The sequence below is a fragment of the Rhizobium sp. 01L419 genome (genome assembly GCF_056400025.1).
This window is the reverse complement of sequence record NZ_JBFTSM010000022.1, coordinates 17,942-39,358: the sequence shown is the minus strand read 5'-3', so window position 1 is coordinate 39,358 and position 21,417 is coordinate 17,942. Positions and strand designations below refer to the sequence as shown.

The 21,417-nt window shown below is 60.9% G+C and carries 23 protein-coding genes and 1 tRNA gene; 16 read left to right on the top strand and 8 right to left on the bottom strand.

From position 1 onward, the window contains the following. Nucleotides 1-3: 3 nt before the first annotated feature. The 4 genes from AC1DUP_RS31680 to AC1DUP_RS31665 all read left to right on the top strand — a co-directional run bounded on the left by AC1DUP_RS31680 (nt 4) and on the right by AC1DUP_RS31665 (nt 3,270). On the top strand, nt 4-894 hold the full coding sequence (locus AC1DUP_RS31680) for an ABC transporter permease subunit (RefSeq protein WP_113300686.1): 891 nt from the start codon (nt 4-6) through the stop codon (nt 892-894). A gap of 1 nt (nt 895) precedes the next feature. After that, nucleotides 896-1,747 carry an ABC transporter ATP-binding protein gene (locus tag AC1DUP_RS31675; protein ID WP_477836713.1) on the top strand — a complete coding sequence of 284 codons (852 nt, stop codon included), beginning with the start codon at nt 896-898 and terminating at the stop codon, nt 1,745-1,747. Continuing rightward, nucleotides 1,747-2,589 (top strand): dipeptide ABC transporter ATP-binding protein, encoded by an 843-nt coding sequence (locus AC1DUP_RS31670; RefSeq protein ID WP_115035675.1) that lies wholly within the window; start codon nt 1,747-1,749, stop codon nt 2,587-2,589. Before AC1DUP_RS31675 ends, AC1DUP_RS31670 begins: the two co-directional genes overlap by 1 nt. Before the next feature lie 144 nt (nt 2,590-2,733). Then, nucleotides 2,734-3,270: a gluconokinase gene (locus AC1DUP_RS31665; protein ID WP_477836712.1), complete on the top strand. Its 537-nt coding sequence runs from the start codon at nt 2,734-2,736 to the stop codon at nt 3,268-3,270. Here the strand turns inward: AC1DUP_RS31665 and AC1DUP_RS31660 are convergent. The 3 genes from AC1DUP_RS31660 to AC1DUP_RS31650 all read right to left on the bottom strand — a co-directional run bounded on the left by AC1DUP_RS31660 (nt 3,260) and on the right by AC1DUP_RS31650 (nt 6,136). Continuing rightward, nucleotides 3,260-4,507, bottom strand: a complete 1,248-nt coding sequence (locus tag AC1DUP_RS31660; RefSeq protein WP_477836711.1) for an NAD(P)/FAD-dependent oxidoreductase — start codon at nt 4,505-4,507, stop codon at nt 3,260-3,262. The genes AC1DUP_RS31665 and AC1DUP_RS31660 overlap by 11 nt on opposite strands. 76 nt (nt 4,508-4,583) lie before the next feature. Next, nucleotides 4,584-5,087: an isoprenylcysteine carboxyl methyltransferase family protein gene (locus tag AC1DUP_RS31655; protein WP_477836710.1), complete on the bottom strand. Its 504-nt coding sequence runs from the start codon at nt 5,085-5,087 to the stop codon at nt 4,584-4,586. Further along, a complete protein-coding gene (locus tag AC1DUP_RS31650) occupies nt 5,084-6,136 on the bottom strand; it encodes a type III polyketide synthase (RefSeq protein WP_477836709.1) in 1,053 nt (350 codons plus the stop codon). Before AC1DUP_RS31650 ends, AC1DUP_RS31655 begins: the two co-directional genes overlap by 4 nt. Before the next feature lie 172 nt (nt 6,137-6,308). Between AC1DUP_RS31650 and AC1DUP_RS31645 the strand changes: the two genes are divergently transcribed. The 3 genes from AC1DUP_RS31645 to AC1DUP_RS31635 all read left to right on the top strand — a co-directional run bounded on the left by AC1DUP_RS31645 (nt 6,309) and on the right by AC1DUP_RS31635 (nt 8,353). Beyond that, a complete protein-coding gene (locus AC1DUP_RS31645) occupies nt 6,309-6,845 on the top strand; it encodes a tetratricopeptide repeat protein (protein WP_113300680.1) in 537 nt (178 codons plus the stop codon). A gap of 111 nt (nt 6,846-6,956) precedes the next feature. After that, a complete protein-coding gene (locus AC1DUP_RS31640; RefSeq protein WP_477836708.1) occupies nt 6,957-7,562 on the top strand; it encodes an RNA polymerase sigma factor in 606 nt (201 codons plus the stop codon). Further along, on the top strand, nt 7,559-8,353 hold the full coding sequence (locus AC1DUP_RS31635) for an anti-sigma factor family protein (RefSeq protein WP_477836707.1): 795 nt from the start codon (nt 7,559-7,561) through the stop codon (nt 8,351-8,353). The genes AC1DUP_RS31640 and AC1DUP_RS31635 overlap by 4 nt, the downstream gene beginning before the upstream one ends. 31 nt (nt 8,354-8,384) lie before the next feature. Here the strand turns inward: AC1DUP_RS31635 and AC1DUP_RS31630 are convergent, their stop codons facing one another. The 3 genes from AC1DUP_RS31630 to AC1DUP_RS31620 form a co-directional block, all read right to left on the bottom strand. After that, on the bottom strand, nt 8,385-9,035 hold the full coding sequence (locus tag AC1DUP_RS31630; RefSeq protein WP_477836706.1) for a hypothetical protein: 651 nt from the start codon (nt 9,033-9,035) through the stop codon (nt 8,385-8,387). Nucleotides 9,036-9,275: 240 nt separating this feature from the next. Next, nucleotides 9,276-9,818: a hypothetical protein gene (locus AC1DUP_RS31625; RefSeq protein ID WP_477836705.1), complete on the bottom strand. Its 543-nt coding sequence runs from the start codon at nt 9,816-9,818 to the stop codon at nt 9,276-9,278. A gap of 263 nt (nt 9,819-10,081) precedes the next feature. Then, nucleotides 10,082-10,155 (bottom strand) — tRNA-Gln (locus AC1DUP_RS31620). Between the two features lie 246 nt (nt 10,156-10,401). Here AC1DUP_RS31620 and AC1DUP_RS31615 point away from each other — a divergent pair. The 3 genes from AC1DUP_RS31615 to AC1DUP_RS31605 are packed head-to-tail and all read left to right on the top strand — an operon-like array spanning nt 10,402 to nt 13,116. Next, entirely contained in the window at nt 10,402-11,955 is a 1,554-nt protein-coding gene (locus tag AC1DUP_RS31615; protein ID WP_477836704.1) for a Ppx/GppA phosphatase family protein, read from the top strand. Between the two features lie 2 nt (nt 11,956-11,957). Then, the gene (locus AC1DUP_RS31610) at nt 11,958-12,677 is read left to right on the top strand and encodes an RlmE family RNA methyltransferase (RefSeq protein WP_477836703.1); all 720 of its coding nucleotides are present in this window, start codon (nt 11,958-11,960) and stop codon (nt 12,675-12,677) included. 55 nt (nt 12,678-12,732) lie between these two features. After that, on the top strand, nt 12,733-13,116 hold the full coding sequence (locus AC1DUP_RS31605; protein ID WP_113510102.1) for a VOC family protein: 384 nt from the start codon (nt 12,733-12,735) through the stop codon (nt 13,114-13,116). 8 nt (nt 13,117-13,124) lie between these two features. Here the strand turns inward: AC1DUP_RS31605 and AC1DUP_RS31600 are convergent, their stop codons facing one another. Further along, entirely contained in the window at nt 13,125-14,546 is a 1,422-nt protein-coding gene (locus AC1DUP_RS31600) for a DHA2 family efflux MFS transporter permease subunit (RefSeq protein ID WP_113300657.1), read from the bottom strand. A 255-nt stretch (nt 14,547-14,801) separates the two neighbouring features. Here AC1DUP_RS31600 and AC1DUP_RS31595 point away from each other — a divergent pair, with 255 nt between their 5' ends. The 3 genes from AC1DUP_RS31595 to AC1DUP_RS31585 all read left to right on the top strand — a co-directional run bounded on the left by AC1DUP_RS31595 (nt 14,802) and on the right by AC1DUP_RS31585 (nt 18,108). Beyond that, nucleotides 14,802-15,794 carry an MBL fold metallo-hydrolase gene (locus AC1DUP_RS31595; RefSeq protein ID WP_477836702.1) on the top strand — a complete coding sequence of 331 codons (993 nt, stop codon included), beginning with the start codon at nt 14,802-14,804 and terminating at the stop codon, nt 15,792-15,794. A gap of 278 nt (nt 15,795-16,072) precedes the next feature. Beyond that, complete coding sequence (gene guaB / locus AC1DUP_RS31590; RefSeq protein ID WP_477836701.1) at nt 16,073-17,557, top strand: IMP dehydrogenase; 1,485 nt, start codon at nt 16,073-16,075, stop codon at nt 17,555-17,557. Nucleotides 17,558-17,559: 2 nt separating this feature from the next. After that, nucleotides 17,560-18,108 carry a hypothetical protein gene (locus tag AC1DUP_RS31585; RefSeq protein WP_113510105.1) on the top strand — a complete coding sequence of 183 codons (549 nt, stop codon included), beginning with the start codon at nt 17,560-17,562 and terminating at the stop codon, nt 18,106-18,108. Nucleotides 18,109-18,112: 4 nt separating this feature from the next. On the opposite strand, the gene AC1DUP_RS31580 is transcribed toward AC1DUP_RS31585, so the two are convergent. After that, nucleotides 18,113-19,027 (bottom strand): LysR family transcriptional regulator, encoded by a 915-nt coding sequence (locus tag AC1DUP_RS31580; protein ID WP_477836700.1) that lies wholly within the window; start codon nt 19,025-19,027, stop codon nt 18,113-18,115. A 100-nt stretch (nt 19,028-19,127) separates the two neighbouring features. Here AC1DUP_RS31580 and AC1DUP_RS31575 point away from each other — a divergent pair, with 100 nt between their 5' ends. The 3 genes from AC1DUP_RS31575 to AC1DUP_RS31565 all read left to right on the top strand — a co-directional run bounded on the left by AC1DUP_RS31575 (nt 19,128) and on the right by AC1DUP_RS31565 (nt 21,381). Next, nucleotides 19,128-19,883: an SDR family oxidoreductase gene (locus AC1DUP_RS31575; RefSeq protein ID WP_113300653.1), complete on the top strand. Its 756-nt coding sequence runs from the start codon at nt 19,128-19,130 to the stop codon at nt 19,881-19,883. Nucleotides 19,884-19,984: 101 nt separating this feature from the next. Next, nucleotides 19,985-20,401 (top strand): MAPEG family protein, encoded by a 417-nt coding sequence (locus AC1DUP_RS31570; RefSeq protein ID WP_113311522.1) that lies wholly within the window; start codon nt 19,985-19,987, stop codon nt 20,399-20,401. A gap of 104 nt (nt 20,402-20,505) precedes the next feature. Then, entirely contained in the window at nt 20,506-21,381 is an 876-nt protein-coding gene (locus tag AC1DUP_RS31565; RefSeq protein ID WP_477836699.1) for a dienelactone hydrolase family protein, read from the top strand. Nucleotides 21,382-21,417 lie beyond the last annotated feature (36 nt).

The window sequence follows — 21,417 nt, the reverse complement described above, 5'->3', positions numbered from 1 at the left end:
TCCATGAGCACGATAACTGCAAAATCCGACCAGCCCTCCGCCCTGACGGAATTCTGGTATTATTTCTCGCGAAACAAGGGCGCCGTCATCGGCCTCTTCGTTTTCCTCATCATCCTGCTGATGGCGATCTTCGCACCGCTCGTCTCGCCGCATGCGCCGACCGAGCAGAACCGCCAGCTTCTGCTCTCCGTCCCCTTCTGGATGGATGGCGGCAGCTTCTCCTATCCGCTCGGAACGGATGCCGTCGGCCGCGATATTCTTTCGCGCCTGATCTTCGGCGCACGTTTCTCGCTGTTCATCGGTGTCGTGGTCGTTACGCTATCGGTGGTTGCCGGTGTCTTGATCGGCCTCGTTGCCGGTTATTTCCGAGGTCGCGTCGATATCGTCATCATGCGCTTGATGGATATTATCCTCGCCTTCCCGTCGCTGCTCCTGGCCCTTGTGCTTGTGGCGGTGCTCGGCCCCGGCCTGCTCAATGCCATGATCGCGATCTCGATCGTCAACCAGCCGCATTTCGTGCGCCTGACACGCGCGGCCGTGATGGGCGAGCGTGAAAAGGAGTATGTGGTGGCCTCCCGGGTCGCCGGTGCCGGCACCTTCCGACTGATGTTCAAGACGATCCTGCCGAACTGCCTCGGACCGCTGATCGTCCAGGCGACGCTTGCCTTCTCCGCCGCGATCCTCGATGCAGCCGCCCTCGGCTTCCTCGGCATGGGCGCCCAGCCGCCGACACCCGAATGGGGCACGATGCTCGCCGAATCCCGCGAGTTCATATCGCGCGCCTGGTGGGTCGTAACATTTCCGGGTCTCGCCATCCTGATCACCGTTCTCGCTATCAATCTGATGGGCGATGGGTTGCGTGATGCGCTCGACCCCAAGATGAAGAGGTCCTGAGATGGCGCTTCTCGAAATTGAAAATCTCGTCGTCGAATTTCAAACCTCGACCGGGCCTTTTCGCGCGGTCGACGGCGTTTCGCTGAAGGTCGACGCAGGTGAGGTTCTGGCGATCGTCGGCGAATCCGGCTCGGGAAAGTCTGTCTCGATGCTGGCTGCCATGGGCCTTCTGCCGTGGACGGCAAAGGTTCTGGCCGACAAGATGCTCTTCGACGGCCAGAACCTGCTCGGCATGTCCGGAGCCAAACGGCGCGAGATCATCGGCAAGGATATGTCGATGATCTTCCAGGAGCCGATCGCCAGTCTCAATCCCTGCTTCACCGTGGGCTTCCAGATCGAGGAAGTGCTGAGGATTCATCTTGGTCTCGACAAGGCGGCGCGGCGCAAGCGCGCGATCGAGCTTTTCCAGGCGGTCGGTATTCCCGATCCCGCCGAGCGGCTCGGCCACTTCCCGCATCAGATGTCGGGTGGCCAGTGCCAGCGCGTCATGATCGCCATCGCAATTGCCTGCAACCCGAAGCTTTTGATCGCCGACGAGCCGACCACGGCGCTCGACGTAACCATCCAGAAACAGATCCTCGATCTCCTGATGCGCCTGCAGACGGAACATCGCATGGGTCTGATCATCATCACGCACAATATGGGCGTGGTTGCCGAAACGGCTGACCGGGTGATCGTCCAGTACAAGGGCCGCCAGATGGAAGAGGCCGATGTGCTCTCGCTCTTCGAATCTCCGAAGAGCGACTACACGCGGGCACTGCTCGCCGCCCTTCCTGATAATGCGACCGGCGACCGGCTGCCGACCATCGGTGAACTTTTCAATCCGAATAAGACTGTGGAGGGAGCGGCCTGATGACGCCAGTTCTCGAGGGAAAGAACATCGTTCGCGACTATTACCTGCCGGGCGGCATGTTCAAGAAGGCGCGAACGGTCCATGCCGTCAAGGGCGTGAGCTTCAGTGTCGAGCAGGGCAAGACGCTGGCGATCGTCGGCGAAAGCGGCTGCGGCAAGTCGACGCTCGCCCGTATCATCACGATGATCGACCCGGCGACGGCGGGCGAACTCTTCATCGACGGTAAGAAGGTCGATATCTTCAAGGGTGACCTGACGCCGGAAATCCGCCGCAAGGTGCAGATCGTCTTCCAGAATCCCTATGGATCGCTCAACCCGCGCAAGAAGATCGGCGACATCCTGATGGAGCCGCTGATCATCAACACCAATACGCCGGCTGCCGAGCGACGCGACCTGGCGATGGCGATGCTGAAGAAGGTCGGCCTGCAGGACGTTCATTTCAACCGCTATCCGCACATGTTCTCGGGCGGCCAGCGCCAGCGTATCGCCATTGCCCGCGCGCTGATGCTGAAACCACGGCTTCTGGTTCTCGACGAACCTGTCTCGGCGCTTGATTTGTCGGTGCAGGCGCAGGTGCTCAACCTGCTCGCGGACCTGCAGGACGAACTGAACCTGACCTATGTCTTCATCAGCCACGACCTTTCGGTCGTCCGCTACATGGCAGACGACGTGATGGTGATGTATTTCGGCGAAGCGGTCGAATACGGCACGCGGGATCAGGTTTTCAACGATCCCCAGCATAGCTACACAAAGACCCTGTTTGCAGCGACGCCGCGGGCGGATGTCGAAACGATCAGGGCGCGTCTTGCACGCAAGAATGCTGCCGTAGCTGCGGCCTCCTAGAGCAATTCCAGCAAAAGTGCGCAGCGGTTTTGCGTCTGGAATTGCGTGAAAACAAAGAGATAGAGCATTTCCATGTTTCGAAGAAATATGGAAATGCTTAAATGCCGCAGATATCCCACGTCGGAACGATGAGCGAGACGAGCAATGACCGAGAATAACCGAACGCTCCATGCAATTATCGTCATGGGGGTGAGCGGTTCCGGCAAATCCTCGGTCGGCGAAAAGATAGCCGAGGCTCTGCATCTGCCCTTCGTCGAGGGTGATGCTCTTCACCCTGCCTCCAATGTCGAGAAGATGTCGAAGGGCATTCCATTGACCGATGAGGACCGGATGCCCTGGCTCGACCGCATCGGCGAGACGATGAAGGCATCGCTTGCCAAGGGCGAAGGCACCATCGTGTCCTGCTCGGCGTTGAAGCATATCTACCGCGAACGCCTGCGAGCGGCAGCCGGCGGCAACCTCTACTTCGTCTATCTCGAAGGGTCGAAAGAACTGCTGACGGACCGCATGGGCCATCGTAAGGGGCACTTCATGCCCACCTCATTACTGGAAAGCCAGTTGGAGACGCTGGAAGTACCGACGGGCGAACCGGGCGTCGTTACCGTCGATATCGACGACACGATCGAGGGTATCGCGGCAGAAGCCCTGAAGGCTCTCGCCGCGCTCGGCGTTACGGGCTGAAGCGGTCAGGCGAATAGGCCGAAATATTGATGAACGGCGTTTCGCCGGTCATCAGTTCCGCCAGCACGCGCCCCGTCACCGGCCCGAGCGTCAGCCCGTGATGGGCGTGGCCAAAGGCAAACCATAGGCCCTGATGGCGCGGCGCCTTGCCGATGACAGGCATCATGTCGGGCGTGCAGGGGCGGGCGCCCATCCACGGTTCCGGATCCAGTCTGTCACCCAGCGGAAAGATCGTGCGGGCCACCACTTCGGCCCGGTCGAGCTGCACCGGCGTCTTCGGCGCGTCGAGCGTTGCGAATTCCGCACCCGTCGTCAGGCGCACACCACGGTTCATCGGCGCCAGGAAATAGCCGCGCTCGGAATCCAGCGTCCAGTTGTTGAGCACCGCATTGCCCTGGACGCTGTAATGCATGTGATAGCCGCGTTTGACGCCGAGCGGGAACGAATAGCCGAGGCGCCGGGTCGCGACCGCCGCCCAGGGGCCGAGCGCCAGCACGACGTCGTCAGCCTCAAGCGACCCCTCCGACGTCATGATCTTCCAGCCGGACCCGATTGGCCCGAGCGACGCCGCGTCGCCGGTCATAAATCGTCCGCCGAGGCTTTCGAAATAGCTGCGATAAGCACGCGTCAACGCATGCGGATCGAGCACCGACCAGGGATCGATCCAGCGAAGGCCGCCGACGAAATCACCGGTGATATCAGGCTCCAGTCGAGCGATATCGGCCGAACTCAGGCTCTCGTAGCTGACGCCGAACTGATCCTTCCAGAGGGCCGCTTCCGTAAAGGCCTCGTCGCGCTTGGCGCCGGTGCGGAAGATCTTCATCCAGCCATCCCTGCGGATCAGCGTTTCGGCATGCGATGCTTCGATCAGGTCCTTGTGCTCCACGATCGAATTCTCGATTAGCGGTGCATAGGCTTTGGTGATCATCTCGTGCCGCTTCGGATTGGAGTTCCACCAGTAGCGGGCAAGGAAGGCGAGCTGGCCGGGCAGCGCCTTCAGATGATAATGCGCATCGATGCGGTTGTTCAGCGCGTAGCGCAGCAGCAGGCCGAGCTGCTGGGGAAAGCCGTAGGGCATGACGCCTTCGCGCTGGATCAGGCCGGCATTGCCGAAGGAGGTTTCGTTACCCGGCTCCTTGCGGTCGATGAGTGTAACCTGCCAGCCGCGGCGTTGAAGATGAATGGCCGTCGAAACCCCGACGATACCGGCGCCGAGCACGATTGCGTTTTTCGTCATTTTCCCCTGCATTCCGCTATGTTTTAGGCCTTAAAATGCCCATCTCAATGCTGCGGCGCAAACGAAAAATCGCATTTCATTTCAAAATCATTGCGCTTTTAAGTGCGGCATTTTCTGCCCTGATGCGAACAGTCAGGACGGCGGCATTGAGGAGAGAAAAGACGAGCGCATAAAGCGGCATGCCGAAGGCAAGCGGCAGGGCGGCGATCTCACCTGTCACGATCATGTAGTTCGGATGTTTGAAAAAGCGGTAGGGGCCGCCTTCGACGAGCGGCGCACCAGGCAGGATGATGATACGCGTCGTCCAGCGCCCCCCGAGTGTGGTCAGCACCCACAGCCGCAGCACCTGCAACAGCATGAAAAGACCGAACCAGAAGAGCTGAACCGGCTGTCCCGCTGCCAGCATCCACAGCCCGGCGAGCCAGCCCGTGTGAAGCGCCACCATGTAGGGGTAATGATCGGGCGCGATCTCGCGCCCCCCCTTTGCAAAGAGCGCCATCGTGTTGCGGCGCGCGATAACCAGTTCCGAAAGCCGCTGGGCGGTCACGAAGGCCAGCAATGTGATGGAAGGCCACATCATGCGACCCTCCGCAAGGTCACGCAGCTTGCCGTAAAGCCCGGCCCCATGGCGATCATCGCCGCCCGGTCCGGCAGACCTCTGCTGATAGCGCGCTGCAGAACGAAGAGCACGGTCGGCGAGGACATATTGCCGTAGTCTGCAAGCACCGACCGCTCGATGTCGAGCGTGTCTGGCCCCATCGAAAGCGTGCTTTCCATCGCCGCCAGCACTTTCGTGCCGCCGGGATGACAGATGAAACGGTCGATATCGCCGCGCTTGAGGCCGCTGCGCGCCAGGATGCCGTCGATCGCCGGGCCGAGCTCCTTTTCCGCAAAGGGCGGTAGTCCCTGCGCCAGCAGGATTCCGAGCCCGGTATCGTCGATCTTCCAGCCCATGATGTCGAGCGTATCGGGAAACAGGTGATCGCCTGCCGATTCCACTTCTGCCATGCCGCCTTGGCCTGTTCGTAGCACGCAGGCTGCAGCCCCGTCACCGAAGAGGGCGGTGGCGATGATGTTCGGTTTCGTCAGCTCATCCAGACGGAAGGCCAGCGTACAAAGCTCTATGGCGACGAAGAGCACGACGGCGCCCGGGCGGCTGCGCGCCAGGCGCGAAGCGATGCCAAAGCCGGAAACGCCGGCAGCGCAGCCAAGCCCAAAGACGGGTACACGCTCGATATCCGCGCGAAAGCCGAGCGGGCCGGCAAGCCGCGCATCGAGGCTTGGCGTGGTGATGCCGGTGGAGGAAACCGTTACCACGCAATCGACCTGATCGGCCGTCAGCCCCGCCTGACCGAGCGCGCGCGTTGCCGTCGCGACGAACAGCGAACCGGCGACCTCCTCATAGGCCTCCATTCTGTCCTGCCAGCCATGCGTCTCTTCAAACCAGGAGAGGGGGCGGGCGGCATGCCGCTTTCCGATACCGGCATTGTCGAAGACGCGTGCGAGGTGGCGGAATTCCTTGAAGCGATCCCCAAAGAGGCGCGAGGATGCCGCGGCGGCTTGGCTCTGGGTGATGATATGATCAGGCACTGCAGTGGCGAGACTTAAAAGTCTGACGGATTGAGTCACGGTATGCTCCTTGTCGTTCCCGGCGGAACGAGTGGAAAACACGCGGGCGCGGAGGTTTATTCGGTACGCTATTCTTCACGAAGCAGTGATCGAAAAATGCAAAAGCCTGTCGAATAAAGCTGCCAGCAGCGGTGTTCACTCCTCGCAACGTCATTTTTTGAGGAGTTATCCCATGACGATCAAGACTGTCCGCATCGCTTCCCTCGTATTCGGCAGCTGCATTGCCGCTTCCGTCTTCTCCGGCCCCGTCTTCGCAATCGGCAACGATAGCAGCACCATGCCGGTCTGCAAGAAGGGCGAGATCTACGACCAGAAGACCAAGAAGTGCGTCAAGCAGCAGAGCTCTAACGTGACGGACGAAAACCGTACCGATTATGCCTATTCGCTCGCCAAGGCCGGTCGCTATGAAGAAGCGCTCGCCATGCTCGACACCGTCAAGGATCAAAACACCGCTGAAGTGCTGAACTATCGCGGTTACGCCACCCGCAAACTCGGCCGCACGGATGAGGGCATCTCCTACTATCTGCAGTCGGTGAAGCTCGATCCGCAATATGCCAAGGTTCGCGAATATCTCGGCGAAGCCTATGTCATCAAGGGCCAGCTCGATCTCGCCAAGGAGCAGCTGACGACGATCAAGGCGATCTGTGGCACCGGTTGCGAGGAATATCAGGACCTTAACGCCGCGATCATCGATCCGTCGAAGATCTAAAGCAATGCCAGCAAAAGCGTGCAGCGGTTTTGCGTCCGGAATTGCGTGGAACAAAGCTGCACGCTTGCGCGGGGCAGGAGAAAGACAAGGTTGATTGAAGGGTATTTCTGGATGTCGGTCGCACACACCACATTTCCTGCCTATAGTCGCGCCAGAACGGAATCGCCGGCCCGGCCGGCGGTTCCGAGACAGCCAACACGCGCGGAGGCGGCCATCGCGAGCGAAGCGGATATCAGGAGCGGCCTGACGGAAAATCTTGCCCGTCTGTGGCGCTATGGCCTCGTCCTTTCGCATCAGCGCGATGTCGCCGACGATCTCGTGCAGGCGACCTGCGTTCGTGCGCTGGAGCGGGTCGATCAGTTCGTGGCAGGCACGCGGCTCGACCGCTGGCTGTTTTCGATCCTGCATTCGATCTGGCTGAATGAGATCCGTGCCCGCCGCGTTCGCCAGGGGCAGGGCTTCGTCGATGCCGACGAGACGCTGGTATCAGATGGCGCCCGCGACACCGAAACGCATGTTATGGCGAACCAGGTTTTGAAACAGGTGAACGCGCTGCCGGAGGCGCAGCGATCGGCGGTTTTCCTCGCCTATGTAGAAGGGCTTTCCTATCGCGAGGTCGCCGCCATACTGGATGTTCCGATCGGCACCGTGATGAGCCGGCTGGCAGCTGCCCGCGCGAAGCTCTCCGAGACTGTATCGGCAGGGGGATTTGAATGAGCACGAAGCACAGAATGCCCTCCGACGAGGAACTGACCGCCTTCATCGATGGTGAACTCGGCGCCGAAGAGGCTGCCCACATCGAAGCGCTGATCGAGGCCGACGAAGCTGTCGCCGAACGGCTGGAATTCCTGGCGCGTGCAAGCCTGCCTTACAAGCAAGCCTTTGCGCCGCTACTCGATGCCGCTCCGCAGGCAAAGCTCGAAGCCATGCTATCGGCCATTCCCGCCGCCCGGTCTGCAAGGCCGGCTGCCTTCGTCAGCCGCCGAGGCTTTCTCGGCGCACTTGCTGCTTCGGTCGTTGCCGGCATCGCCGTCGACCGCGCCGTGATCGGTCTCGGCACGGGGCTCTCGGGCAAGGACGAAAACAGCGAATGGCGCGCCGTCGTCGCCGAATATATCTCGCTCTATACACCGGAGACGCTCGCCGGTCCGGTCCCGCCCAGAGACGTGCAGGCAGCGCAGCTCGCCAGTCTGGATGGCAACCTCGGCCTGCAGCTTTCTCCAGAGCAGGTTGCTCTGCCTGATATAGATTTCAAGCGCGCCCAGATCCTGCAATATGATGGCAAGCCGCTCGCCCAGATCGCCTATCTGGATCCCGAGACCGGTCCCATGGCGCTCTGCATCGTCGCCTCCGACGGCGGCCCCAACCCCCCCGATATCGAAGGCCGCAAGGGCATGAATGTCGTCTACTGGGCGAACGCTACCCACGCCTTCATGCTGATTGGTCACGCCCCGGTCGACCGCATGACCGAGATCGCTGACGCGGTGCGGAGCAAGATTTCCGTCTGACGCGCAAGTGACGATACTGGACCGTAATCCATCAGTTCACCGCGCTCGCAAGCCGAAGATTTGCCTGTGATACGCTGCCATCTGTTACCGGCGGCCGGGCGTTGGCCTCGATGACACCAGAGGTTTTCGGCTTCAGGGCCGGCCGCGGCGCCTTGGCGGGCAACGGCGCGCCTGCCGCCTTGCCGGGTGAGCAATTCCTCGACGTGCTGCTCTCGACTTGCGGCTTGCTGTCAGCGCTGTTGAAGTAACGGACACTGCGGGTGCAGACACCGTTGCCGGACATGGTCGAAACCATCGAATAGCCCTGCATGCCGGCCGGCAGCCTGTTGAGGCCGACATCAGTCAGATTTCCCGGAGATGCCAGCATCATGCTGTCGGCCCGTTGCATCATCGCAGCAGCTTCGCGGTCCATCGCTGCGGATATGCGGTCTAGATCGGCAAAGGGAGCGGAAGGCCAGAACGGATCGAAAAGGCCCGAATCCGGCTGACTGTCGAACCGGACTTGCGGCGGTCGGTCACCTGCGTAACGAATGCGCTCAAGCGAACCATCCGGCAGTCGCACGACGAGCACATGGGTATCGGTTGATTTGTGGGCGACGGACTGAGCCTCCGCCGGGCCGACAAGCTCGACGGCGGCGATTGCCACGGCGCTCATGAGAAATGCGATACGAAGCCTCTGCACAATGGCCTCCTGAAACGGGAAGATCACCATCCGATTGCCCGCGCGAATGAAGTGCAGCGGGCACGACCAGGATGATCATTGTGGCGCGGGCCAAATTTGTGGCGCGCTGCTGCGACGTGGCGACGCAGAATGCGAACGCCGAAAGCATGTCGCGCAAAACTGTTCAGCGGTTTTCCAATAACGACCTGCCTCAAACAAACTTGAAGCGTGGCGCGCAAATCTGAAAAATTGCAACACGCTTCAGAACGGTTGGGTCTTGTCGGAAACCTGGCTGGCCTGATTGGCGGGGACGAGGCGGTTCAGGCAATTGACGTAGGTCGTATACATCTGCTGGAGGCGCGAGAGAGGCACCACCCATTTCTCTTCATTTCCGGCAAAATCCAGCTCCATATCCGGCGTGCCGATAAAGGAATTCTTGAGCATCTTCTTGATCTGCGCGACGCCCGTCTTCTCATCCGCTGGCAGGATGCGAAGCGTCTTGCTGTCGAAGAATTCTGCCGCTACGGCCTTGGTGCCGGAATACCCGACAAGCGTCACCTTGGTCGTGGTGCCCTCCGGAATATCCCAGCCATCCTTCGAAACGAGCCACATGACGCTGTCGAGGCTCTGGCGGAATTCGACCGTCTTGCCGAGTTCATTGTTCCAGACCAGCCGGCAATAGGAGGGCTTCTCACCAACGAACCCGACCGACCACTGCCGCGCATCGCCCATCCATTCCGTCTCGCTCCGGGCGGTGGCCGGAATGAGAAGTGCCGTCAGCAACAGGACAGAAAAGGTTTTCATGGCTCGAACCGTCTCCAGGGAGTCAGGGTAATTCTATCGGCGGACGGTTGAGGTTTTGCTACTGTGGCGGGTCAAAGCCATGTTCATTTCACCGTGCAGCCCTCCGGATCGGCGATGATGATCGCAGGAAACGAAGGAATTCTTCGGCATCTGAGCCTTTCCACAGCCTGTGGCTACAATTCTGGGCAACAGGTCGGCAATGACGCCAAAACGATACCCGGCGCGACTGGAAAATCAAGGAATTAAGGGCTTTTTGGGAGAATTGGCTGGGGAACCTGGACTCGAACCAAGATTAACGGAGTCAGAGTCCGTCGTTCTACCATTGAACTATTCCCCAGCAGTTGCTGCCGAAGCATGGCTTGGCTGCTGTGCGGCGCTTATAACCAAAAGCGGGCTGATTGCAAATACCCGTTTTGAAAAAATTCGGTCGTTCCAATCCGGTTGAAAATTGAAGGTTTAAAATCCGGAATCAAAAAGAATTTGGTGATTTCGTCGGTCGCTGATATCCTCGCCGCAACGCAAAAATCGAATGAGCGCCTGCGGCATACCTTTCTGGACTTGCGCGGCGCGATGGAAAAAGAACGTGGAAGACCCCGAAGGCGGCGCAAAGCCGCAATTTGACGGGGCGTCGGCGGCAGGGCGCAAGGACGGCAAGAAGTCCAGGCGCCGCAAGGGCAAGCGTGACGGGCAATCCCGCAACGCCGCTCATCCCGCTTCGCATGATCTCTCTGGCCATGCCGGGGAGGCTGCGCGCCCGAAGGAAGACCCGGAAAGCCCGGCCCGCAAGCGGAAACGCCGCCGTCGTGGTGCACGTGGCACATCCCAGCCCGACATTGCTGTGCAGCCCCAGGCAGTCGTTCAGATTGCCACTCACGGTCATGGTTCGCGGCCGGAGGGCGATTCGTCGTCCAGTCGACGCAATCGACGCAAGCATCGCAGCAAGCGGGGCCTTCAGGGCAGGCCGCTGGCTCCCGTACACGCGCCGCCGTCCGCCAGGCCCGAGCATCGCACTGAGGCGCCTTCGCGCCCTGTGCTGCGCGAAGGGCAAGATGCTGAAGCGGCAAATCGCAGAAACCGCCAGTCGGGTCATGAAGAGGAGCGGGCAGGGGGCGAACATCCCTGGCCGGACGAGCTTTATGCCGCGCTCGATCTCGGCACCAACAATTGTCGCCTGCTGATCGCCCAGCCCACACGCCCCGGCCAATTCCGTGTCGTCGATGCCTTTTCCCGGATCGTGCGTCTCGGCGAGGGGCTTGCCGCCAGCGGCAGGCTGTCCGACGAGGCGATGGAGAGGGCAGTCGACGCGCTCCGGATCTGCGCCTCCAAGCTCAGAAACCGTGAAATCCGCCGCATGCGGCTGATCGCGACGGAGGCCTGCCGCCAGGCGGCCAATGGCGAGGATTTTCTGAAACGGGTCGTGGCCGAAACGGGGCTGGAACTCGAAATCATCGATCGCGAAACCGAGGCGCGGCTTGCCGTTTCCGGCTGCTCGTCGCTCGTCGGCCGTGAGACGCGGTCCGTCGTTCTCTTCGATATCGGCGGCGGCTCCTCGGAAATCGCCGTCATCCGCATCGGCGACAGCCGTTTTGCCCGTCTTGCCAATCACATCACCCATTGGACTTCATTGCCTGTCGGCGTCGTCACCCTGTCGGAGCGCCATGGCGGCCGTGATGTGACGCCGGAAGTTTTCGAGGGCATGGTGAGCGAAGTCGCAGGCATGCTGTCGAATTTCGATTGCCCGGAGATCGAGATTGGCGTGGATGGTGATTTCCACCTTATCGGTACGTCTGGCACCGTGACCACGCTTGCCGGCGTGCATCTCGACCTGCCGCGCTACGACCGCCGCAAGGTCGATGGCATATGGCTGTCGGATGACGAGGTCTCCGCCATGCAGGCGAAACTTCTCTCCTGGAATTTTGAAAGCCGCGCCGCCAATCCCTGCATCGGGCCGGATCGCGCCGATCTGGTGCTGGCTGGCTGCGCCATTCTGGAGGCGATCCGCCGCCGCTGGCCGAGCCCGCGCATGCGTGTTGCCGATCGTGGCTTGAGGGAAGGCCTGCTCACCGACATGATGGCCGACGACGGCGTCTGGCGGCGGCATCGCAACCGCCGTGGCCAGCGAGGAAACAAGGGGTAGGCATGACCAAGCCAACGATCGCGGGAAACCGCACCGGCCGCAAGCTCGGCCAGCGCGTCAAGAAAAAGAAGATGAAGGCCTCTTCGCGCCAGTGGCTGGAGCGCCATATCAACGATCCGTATGTGCAGCGTGCCCAGCTCGAGGGCTACCGCGCCCGCGCGGCCTTCAAGCTGCTGGAGATCGATGAGAAGCACCATATCCTGAAGGGCGCGAGGCGCATCATTGATCTGGGTGCTGCTCCGGGAAGCTGGTCGCAGATCGCCGCCAAGGTGACGGGGTCGACGGACCAGGATGTCCGTGTGGCCGCAATCGACTTTCTGGAAATGACGCAGCTACCCGGCGTCACGGTACTGCAGCTCGATTTCCTTGATCCCACAGCCCCGGAAAAGCTCTTGGAAGCCGTCGGCGGCACGCCGGATCTGGTGCTTTCCGACATGGCGGCACCCACGACCGGCCATCACCGCACCGACCATCTGCGCACCATGCATCTCTGTGAGGTCGCAGCCCACTTCGCCATCGAGGTGCTGGGCGAGGGCGGGCACTTCCTCGCCAAGACCTTCCAGGGCGGCACGGAGCGGGATCTGCTCACCCTGCTGAAACAGCATTTCCGTCAGGTCGTGCACGTCAAGCCTGCCTCATCGCGGGCCGAATCGGTGGAGATGTTCCTTTTGGCGAAGGGTTTCAAAGGCCGCAAAGCCGAGGCGGAGCCCGAGGACGCTTGATCTTTGGGTCAGTCCTGCGGATGATCAAGCGACCAGGACTGGATACCGCCGTCCCATGCTTCTTTACGTTACACTCGGAACCAACGATCTCTATCGCGCCCGGCATTTCTATGATGCCGTTCTGCCGGTGCTCGGCTACCGGCGCCAGCGCCATTCGGAGGAGGAGATCGGCTATGCCAGTGATGGCGACACGCGTTGCCGTTTCTGGGTGGTAACCCCCTTCAACAGAAGGCGGGCGACGAACGGCAACGGCTCCATGATCGCCTTCGAGGCGGAAACGCGGGCGGCTGTCGATGCCTTCCATGCGGCGGCGATTGCTGCCGGCGCTGTCGACGAAGGCGAGCCGGGGTTGCGCTCCTATCACGCGCATTTCTACGCAGCCTATGTCAGGGATCTCGACGGCAACAAACTATCTGCCGTCTGCGAAAAAGACGAATAGCCGCCTGCTTACTTGACCGGCTGCTGCTCGGTGTTGATCGTCGGCGGCACGCGCTGGGCGCGGTGGCCGGATACGGAAGCCCCCGCGTCCTTGGCCATGCGGGCAAAGGGGATCGTCGCAATCACCGTCAGACCGGCGATGACGAAGAAGGCGATGTGGAAATCGATGACCTGCAGCTCGGCTCCGCGGAAATAGATCGAGGTTTCCAGGATCGAGGCGGCAAGGGCAACACCGAGCGCCAGGCTGATCTGCTGCATGACCGAGGCCATGGATGTCGCCTGGCTTGCCTGTGCATCATCGATATCCGCAAAGGCCAGCGCATTGACGCCGGTGAACATGAAGGAGCGGGAGAAGCCGCCAAGCAGCAGCACGCCGATGATGACAAGATGCGGCGTATCCGGTGTGAAGAGGCCGGTGACAGCGGTAACGACCGTCGTCACGGCGCCAGCGCAGAGAAGCGTGGTACGGAAGCCGATCGCCTTGTAGACGCGGCGCGCGATGAACTTCGTGGAGATGGCGCCGATCGCGCCGGCAAACGTAATGAGGCCCGACTGAAAGGGCGTAAGGCCAAATCCCAGCTGCAGCATCAGCGGCGTCAGAAAGGGCATGGCGCCGACACAGATGCGGAACAGCGTGCCGCCACTCGTCGAGGCACGGAAGGTCGAATTCTTGAACAGGTTGAGATCGAGGATCGGCGTCGGATAGCGCCTGGCATGGCGGACATAGAGAAAACCACAGACGATGCCGATGGCCGTGGCCGAGATGCCGATAACAGGCGGCAGGGCCGGAAGGCTGACGACCGAAAGGCCGAAGACGACGCCCGCAGCCGCAAGGCTGGTCAGGATAAAACCGTAGAAATCAAGTTTCGGCGGCGCTGTCGCCTCTATCTCAGGCAGATAGATCGTTGCGAGCCACACGCCGGCAACGCCGACCGGCACGTTGATCAGGAAGATCCAGTGCCAGCTGAAATAGGTGGTGATGAAGCCGCCGAGCGGCGGACCGGCAAGCGGGCCGACAAGGGCCGGGATCGTCAGCAGCGCCATGGCCGAGACCAACTCACTCTTCTGCGTCGTCCGCACCAGCACGAGACGCCCGACAGGCGTCATCATCGCGCCGCCCATTCCCTGCAGGAAGCGTGCGAAGACGAATTCGACAAGGCTGGAGGAAAAAGCGCAGAAGATGGAGCCGACGACGAAGACGCAGATCGCCAGCCGGAAGATATTCTTGGCCCCGAAACGGTCAGCCATCCAGCCGCTGATCGGAATGAACACCGCAAGCGCCACCATGTAGGAGGTAAGCGCCAGCTTCAGGGTAATCGGCCCGACATGCAGATCGGCCGCGATCGCCGGCAGGGCCGTCGCGATCACGGTGGAGTCCATCTGTTCCATGAAGAGGGCAACGGCAAGGATCAGCGGGACAATGCGGTTCATAGGCGAATGCCTTGGATGGATGGGGATGAGGCTTGGGAGGCCCGTGCTGTGTAGTCTCAGTTCCGGGCTCTGCCAATCCCACAATCGGCTTCCATTACACGTTTGGATCACGACTGCGTGAGACGGCTTGCCCGATACTTACGCGCCTCAAGATTGACATATGCTTACCTTGCCGGAGCAAGAAATCTTGCAAATCTGGCCGGAATATATCGGGGGTCGTGCGGCGACGCACCGCACAGTATCGAGGATGGATATATGACGAATTTTCATGGAATAAAGCGGCGCACGCTTTTTGCCGCAGGCCTCGGCCTGCTGGCCGCGCCGGTCATCTTGAGGGGACCGGCCCAAGCGGCCGCAACTGGAGAAACACGCAATATGGAAGTCACACCGCAGCCGCAGATCAATCAGTTCAAGCTCGGCTCCTTCAAATTTACTGCTGTCCGCGACGGTTTCAACGTGCTCGAAAAGCCCTATGAGACCTTCGGTTCGAACCAGGATCCGCAGACGGTCCAAGCGCTTCTCGCCGCCAATTTTCTGCCGACCGACAAGTTCGCAAACAGCTATGCGCCAGCCGTTGTCGACACCGGTTCCGATGTCATCGTCGTCGATACCGGCTTCGGTGCGGCCGGCCGCGAACGGGGCATGGGCCAGTTCGCTGCTGGGCTAAAGGCTGCCGGTTATTCGCCTGATGACGTCACGGTCGTGGCGCTGACGCATCTGCATGGCGACCATATTGGCGGCCTGATGGAAGGCGGCACTCCGGCGTTCAAGAATGCCCGCTATGTCATCGGCCAGGCTGAGTATGATTTCTGGTCGGATAAGGCGCGCGAAGGCACGACGGCCGAAGGCGGCCACAAGGCGGTGCTCGCCAATGTCGTGCCGCTCGCTGAAAAAGCGACATTCGTCAAGGAAGGCGATACGATCGCGCCGGGCCTCACCGCGATGCTTGCCACCGGCCATACGCCCGGCCACATGGTCTTCCATGTGGAATCCGAGGGCAAGCGGCTCGTCATGACCGGCGACACGGCAAATCACTACATCCTGTCGCTGCAGCGACCGGATTGGGAGGTGCGCTTCGACATGGATAAGGCAAAGGCGGCCGCAACCCGCAAGAAAGTGTTCGACATGATCGCCACCGACAAGATCGCCTTCCTTGGCTATCACATGCCGTTCCCGTCGGTCGGCTTCGTCGAGAAACAGGAGACCGGCTATCGCTTCGTGCCGAAGACCTACCAGTTCGACATCTGAGCCATACGCATAGCTCCCATGCATGCGCATCAGCCCGAAAACCGGAAACGATTTTCGGAAAGCCGGATGCGTAGATTCAAAGAGATAGAGCGTCCCTTGTGCATCCACGTGGACATATGGCGCTCCAGGCCCGGCCATGTGCCGGGCTTTTTTGCTATTTCCTTCCTGTCATAGACGTGTTACCAGCCCTCGCCAACTTCCATAAACTCATGCACACCGCCGGTGCGGACGATTCGTACCGGGTGGGACGCATTTTTCTTTCTTGAAGGAATTTGGCCATGGCTCGCATCATTGAAACGCCAACCGGATTGGACGCACTCACCTTCGATGATGTGCTGCTGCAGCCCGGTCATTCCGAAGTCCTGCCGGGTCAGACGAGTGTCGCAACGCGCCTAGCCCCCGATTTCGAACTGAATATCCCGATCATTTCTGCCGCAATGGACACAGTGACCGAAGGCCGCCTGGCAATCGCCATGGCGCAGGCCGGCGGCCTTGGCGTCATTCACAAGAACCTTACCCCCGTCGAGCAGGCCGAGCAGGTTCGCCAGGTCAAGAAGTTCGAAAGCGGCATGGTCGTCAATCCCGTGACCATCGGCCCGGACGCTACGCTCGCCGATGCCCTGGCGCTGATGAAGATGCACGGCATCTCCGGCATTCCGGTCGTCGAGAAATCCGGCCGCCTCGTCGGTATCGTCACAAACCGTGACGTCCGCTTCGCATCCGACCCGACCCAGAAGATCTACGAACTCATGACCCATCAGAATCTGGTGACGGTCAAGGAAAGCGTCGATCAGCAGGAGGCCAAGCGCCTGCTGCACTCTCACCGCATCGAGAAGCTGCTGGTCGTCGATGGTGAAGGCCGTTGCGTCGGTCTGATCACCGTCAAGGATATCGAAAAGGCACAACTGAACCCGAACGCGTCCAAGGATGCGCAGGGCCGCCTGCGCGCCGCCGCTGCCGTCGGCGTCGGTGACGATGGTTTCGAGCGTGCCGAACGGCTGATCGATGCCGGCGTCGACCTGCTCGTCGTCGACACGGCCCATGGTCATTCGGCTCGTGTTCTGGAAGCCGTCGCCCGCGTCAAGAAGCTCTCCAACTCCGTTCGCATCATGGCTGGCAATGTCGCAACGGCCGACGGCACGAAGGCGCTGATCGATTCCGGTGCCGACGCTGTCAAGGTCGGTATCGGCCCGGGTTCAATCTGCACCACACGCATCGTCGCCGGTGTCGGCGTTCCGCAGCTTGCTGCCATCATGTCGGCTGTCGAGGCCGCAAGGGCGCAGGATATCCCCGTCATCGCCGATGGCGGCATCAAGTTCTCGGGCGACGTGGCGAAGGCCATCGCGTCAGGTGCTTCCGCCGTCATGATCGGGTCATTGCTCGCCGGTACTGATGAAAGCCCGGGTGAGGTCTATCTCTACCAGGGACGTTCCTTCAAGGCCTATCGCGGCATGGGTTCCGTCGGCGCCATGGCGCGCGGCTCCGCTGACCGCTACTTCCAGGCGGAAGTGCGCGACACGCTGAAGCTCGTGCCTGAGGGCATCGAAGGACAGGTGCCCTACAAGGGTCCGGTCTCCGGCGTCCTGCATCAGCTCGCAGGTGGCCTCAAGGCTGCCATGGGTTATGTCGGTGGCAAGGATATCAAGGAGTTCCAGGATCGCGCCACCTTCGTGCGCATCTCCGGCGCCGGCCTGCGTGAAAGCCATCCGCATGATGTCACGATCACGCGCGAAAGCCCGAACTATCCAGGCGTTGGCGTCTGATCATGGAAATGGGCAGCCGGGTTCCGCTCTGGATCATCGCGCTGCTCGCGGCCCTCTGCCTCGTCGTCCTCGGCTGGACCACCTTCGGCTTCACCATGCCCTTCGAGCATGAGACGGGGCAGGCGGTGCTCGATAGCTATTTTGTAGGCTACGACGAGGCTGCAGTCTTTCATATGCAGACGCTGCTCGACCAGAATGAGACGGCAAGCCGCATTCTCCGGGCCATGTATTTCGGCCCGGAACTCATCTTTCCGGCCCTGCTGACCGCCCTTCTATTCCTGATTTTTCTGCGGCTCGGACCGATCGAAACATGGCGCGGCCGGCAGGCACCCCGCCTGCTTGGCCGGATCACTTACGTCCTGCCTTTCATTTACGGCTTCGCCGATTATGCCGAAAACATCTCAAGCCTGGTCGCCTTCAGCGACAGTGCCTCGGCAAGCTTTGCCGCGTATCTCCTGCCGTGGATGACCAAGCTGAAATTCGCAAGTCTCGCCGTCTGCGCCATTCTCATTGTGCGAGTCGCGGTGCTCCGGCAAGTGCGAGAAGACTGAACGCTTACGGCGACCAGCGCCATGCCGGATGGGCAAGCCTTGCCGCAAGGAAGTCCCCGAGCACTTCCACTTTTGTCGGCCGGGCACGCGCCGTTGGCGTGACGAAATAAAGCGCACCCTTCGGCAGGCTCCAGTCGGTGAGGATCGCTTTCAGGCGCCCGTCGGCCAGATATTCATAGGCCATGAATTCCGGCAGTTCGACGACGCCGAGGCCGCGCAACGCCATCGGAATCAGTGCTTCGGAATTGGTGGCCCGCAGCGGTCCGTTGGGTACCACGATCTCCTCTTCTCCGGCCTTGTTGCCGAAGCGCCAGATATCCTGCCGCGGCCGGTAGGCATAGCCGAGGCAATGATGGGCTGCGAGATCTCGCGGGTGTTGCGGGCAACCGTATTTCTCAAGATAGGCGGAGGCGGCAAGAATGAAGGGCGCGACCGACGTCAGCCTCTTCGCCACGAGCGAGGAATCGGGCAACACCGCAATACGCAGCGCTGCATCGAAGCCTCCGCCCACGAGATCGACCACCGCATCGCTCATATGCATGTCGATCGAAACCTCGGGGTAGAGTTCGAAGAAGTCCGGCAGGATCGGCGCCAGCCATTGCCGTCCGAAAACCATGGGAACGGCGAGGCGGATCAGCCCGCGCGGCTGGCTGGAAAGTTCACGCGCGGCATTTTCGGCCGCTTCCGCCTCGGCATAGATGCGCTGGGCGCGATCCACGAACCGCAGCCCGAAATCCGTCAAAGCCAGTTGACGCGAAGTGCGGTTGAAGAGCCGTGCGCCGAGGCGGTCTTCCAGCCGGCTGACCGCTCTCGAGACCGTCGGCACAGAAACCCCGAGCGTCTTGGCAGCGCGGACGAAGGAGCGTTCCTCTGCCACTTTGGCGAACATGGCGAAGCCTTCGAAGTCCGGAAAGCCCATCGTTTCATTCCTGCAATGATACTTTTCATTTGTTTCTATTCAGAAATGAAACGCTCGTCCACATCTTCAATTCAGTCGAATACAACAGGAGACGACGACAATGACACTGAGACTGAATGGAAAGATTGCTGTCATCACAGGCGCAACGTCGGGCATCGGCCTTGCCACGGCAAAACGCTTTGCAGCGGAGGGCGCGCAGCTTTTCATCACCGGCCGCCGCAAGGATGTGCTTGATGCGGCTGTCGCCGAGATCGGCGGTAACGTCACCGGCATCCAGGCCGACTCGGCAAAGCCTGCCGATCTCGACCGTCTCTACGAGCTGGTGAAGGCGAAAGTGGGCCGCATCGACGTGCTCTTCGTCAATGCCGGTGGCGGTTCGTTTGCGCCGCTCGGGGCCATCACCGAAGAACAGTATGACGATACTTTCGGCCGCAACGTGAAGGGCGTGCTCTTTACCGTGCAGAAGGCCCTGCCACTGCTCGGAAACGGCTCCTCGGTCATTCTGACCGGTTCCACTGCAGGTGCATCCGGCACGCCGGCCTTCAGCGTCTACGCTGCATCGAAGGCAGCAATTCGCAGCTTCTCCCGCAACTGGATCCTCGACCTGAAGGATCGCGGCATCCGCATCAACACGCTGAGCCCCGGCCCGACGGAAACGACCGGTCTCGTTGAGCTCGCCGGTCAGGACAAGGCGCAGCAGCAAGGCCTGCTGGACTATATGGCGTCGCAGGTTCCGATGGGCCGCGTCGGCCGCCCGGAAGAAATCGCCGCAACGGCGCTGTTCCTGGCATCAGATGATTCAAGCTTCATCACCGGCGCCGAAATCTTTGTCGATGGTGGCCTCGCCCAAGTCTGATCCTCAAGACGGCCCGCTTCACGGCGGGCCGCCAGGGCTCTGGAATCCGCCCGGTCTTTCCGCTACTTCTCCGGCAGTCGCCGAAACGAAGGGAATGATCGATGACCGGCTTTGAGATGTTCTGGCCCCTGCTTGCCCACGTCCTGCTGGTCTATATCCTGTATGGGCTGCTTGGCCTGCGCCGCGGCAAGGTGGTTCATGAGGGCCGGATGAAGAAATCCGACTATCGCGAGAACCGTGACGAACCGCCCGAAAGCCTTTTCGTCAAGAACAGCCTCGCCAACCAGTTCGAGCTGCCGGTGCTTTTCTATGCCTGTGGCATTCTTCTCTATATCACCGAGGCGGATAACCTGGTGGCCGTCGTGCTCGCCTGGCTTTTCGTCGTCCTGCGATATGCCCATGCCTATGTGCATGTTACCAGCAACGACCTGCGCCTCCGCAGCCCTCTCTTTGCCGCCGGTTTTGTCGTGCTCGGTGTCATGTGGGCCTGGCTTGCCGGCTGGATGTTGTTTTCCTGATCCGGAGCCATCAGGTAACACAGTTTTGTTCCTCCGTTATCGGCCGCTGACCTATGTTCCCCCTTGCCGATCGGGCATGGGGTAGGGAACAGAGGAGGTCTGTCATGGAAAAGCCCACCATTACGCAGGCAATGATCAATGCCTATGACGAATATACGCATCTGACGCTGGATCGTCGCAGCTTCATGGACAAGCTGTCGAAGCTGGCCGGCTCGGCGACAGCAGCGGCGGCAATTGCGCCCCTTTTGGCTGCCAACAAGGCAGCAGCCGAAGTGATCGCCGAAAATGACGACCGTCTGACTGCCCAGGATGTCACCTATCCGGGGAGCGGTGACGACATGAAGGGCTATCTGGTGCAGCCGAAAGATGCGACCGGCAAGCTTGGCGGCGTCATCGTCATCCATGAGAACCGCGGCCTCAACCCACATATCCGCGATGTCGCCCGCCGCATGGCGCTTGAAGGCTTCGTCGCGCTCGCTCCGGATTTTCTCTCGCCGCAGGGCGGCACGCCCGAGAATGAGGATCAGGCGCGTGACATGTTCAGCAAGCTTGATGCGGCCACGACCGTTGCAAATGGCGAGGCGACCGTCGCCTATCTCTCCAAGCTCGATGCGACGAACGGCAAAGTCGGTGCGATCGGCTTTTGCTGGGGCGGTGGCGCGGTCAACAACCTCGCGGTCAAATCGCCCGAGCTGAAAGCAGGTGTGGCCTATTATGGCGCACAGCCGCAAGCCTCCGATGTCCCCAACATCAAGGCTGCGCTGCTGCTCCACTATGCCGGCCTCGATGACCGCATCAACGCCGGCATCGATGCCTATAAGAAGGCGCTGGAGGACAATGGTAAAAAATTTCAAATCTACGTCTATGACGGCGTCAACCATGCCTTCAATAACGATACGTCAGCTGCCCGCTATGACAAGGCGGCAGCCGATCTCGCCTGGAGCCGCACGATCGAGTTTCTGAAGCAAAACCTTGCCTGATCTGGGTTTCGGGATGCTACCGCAACGCGACGAAGG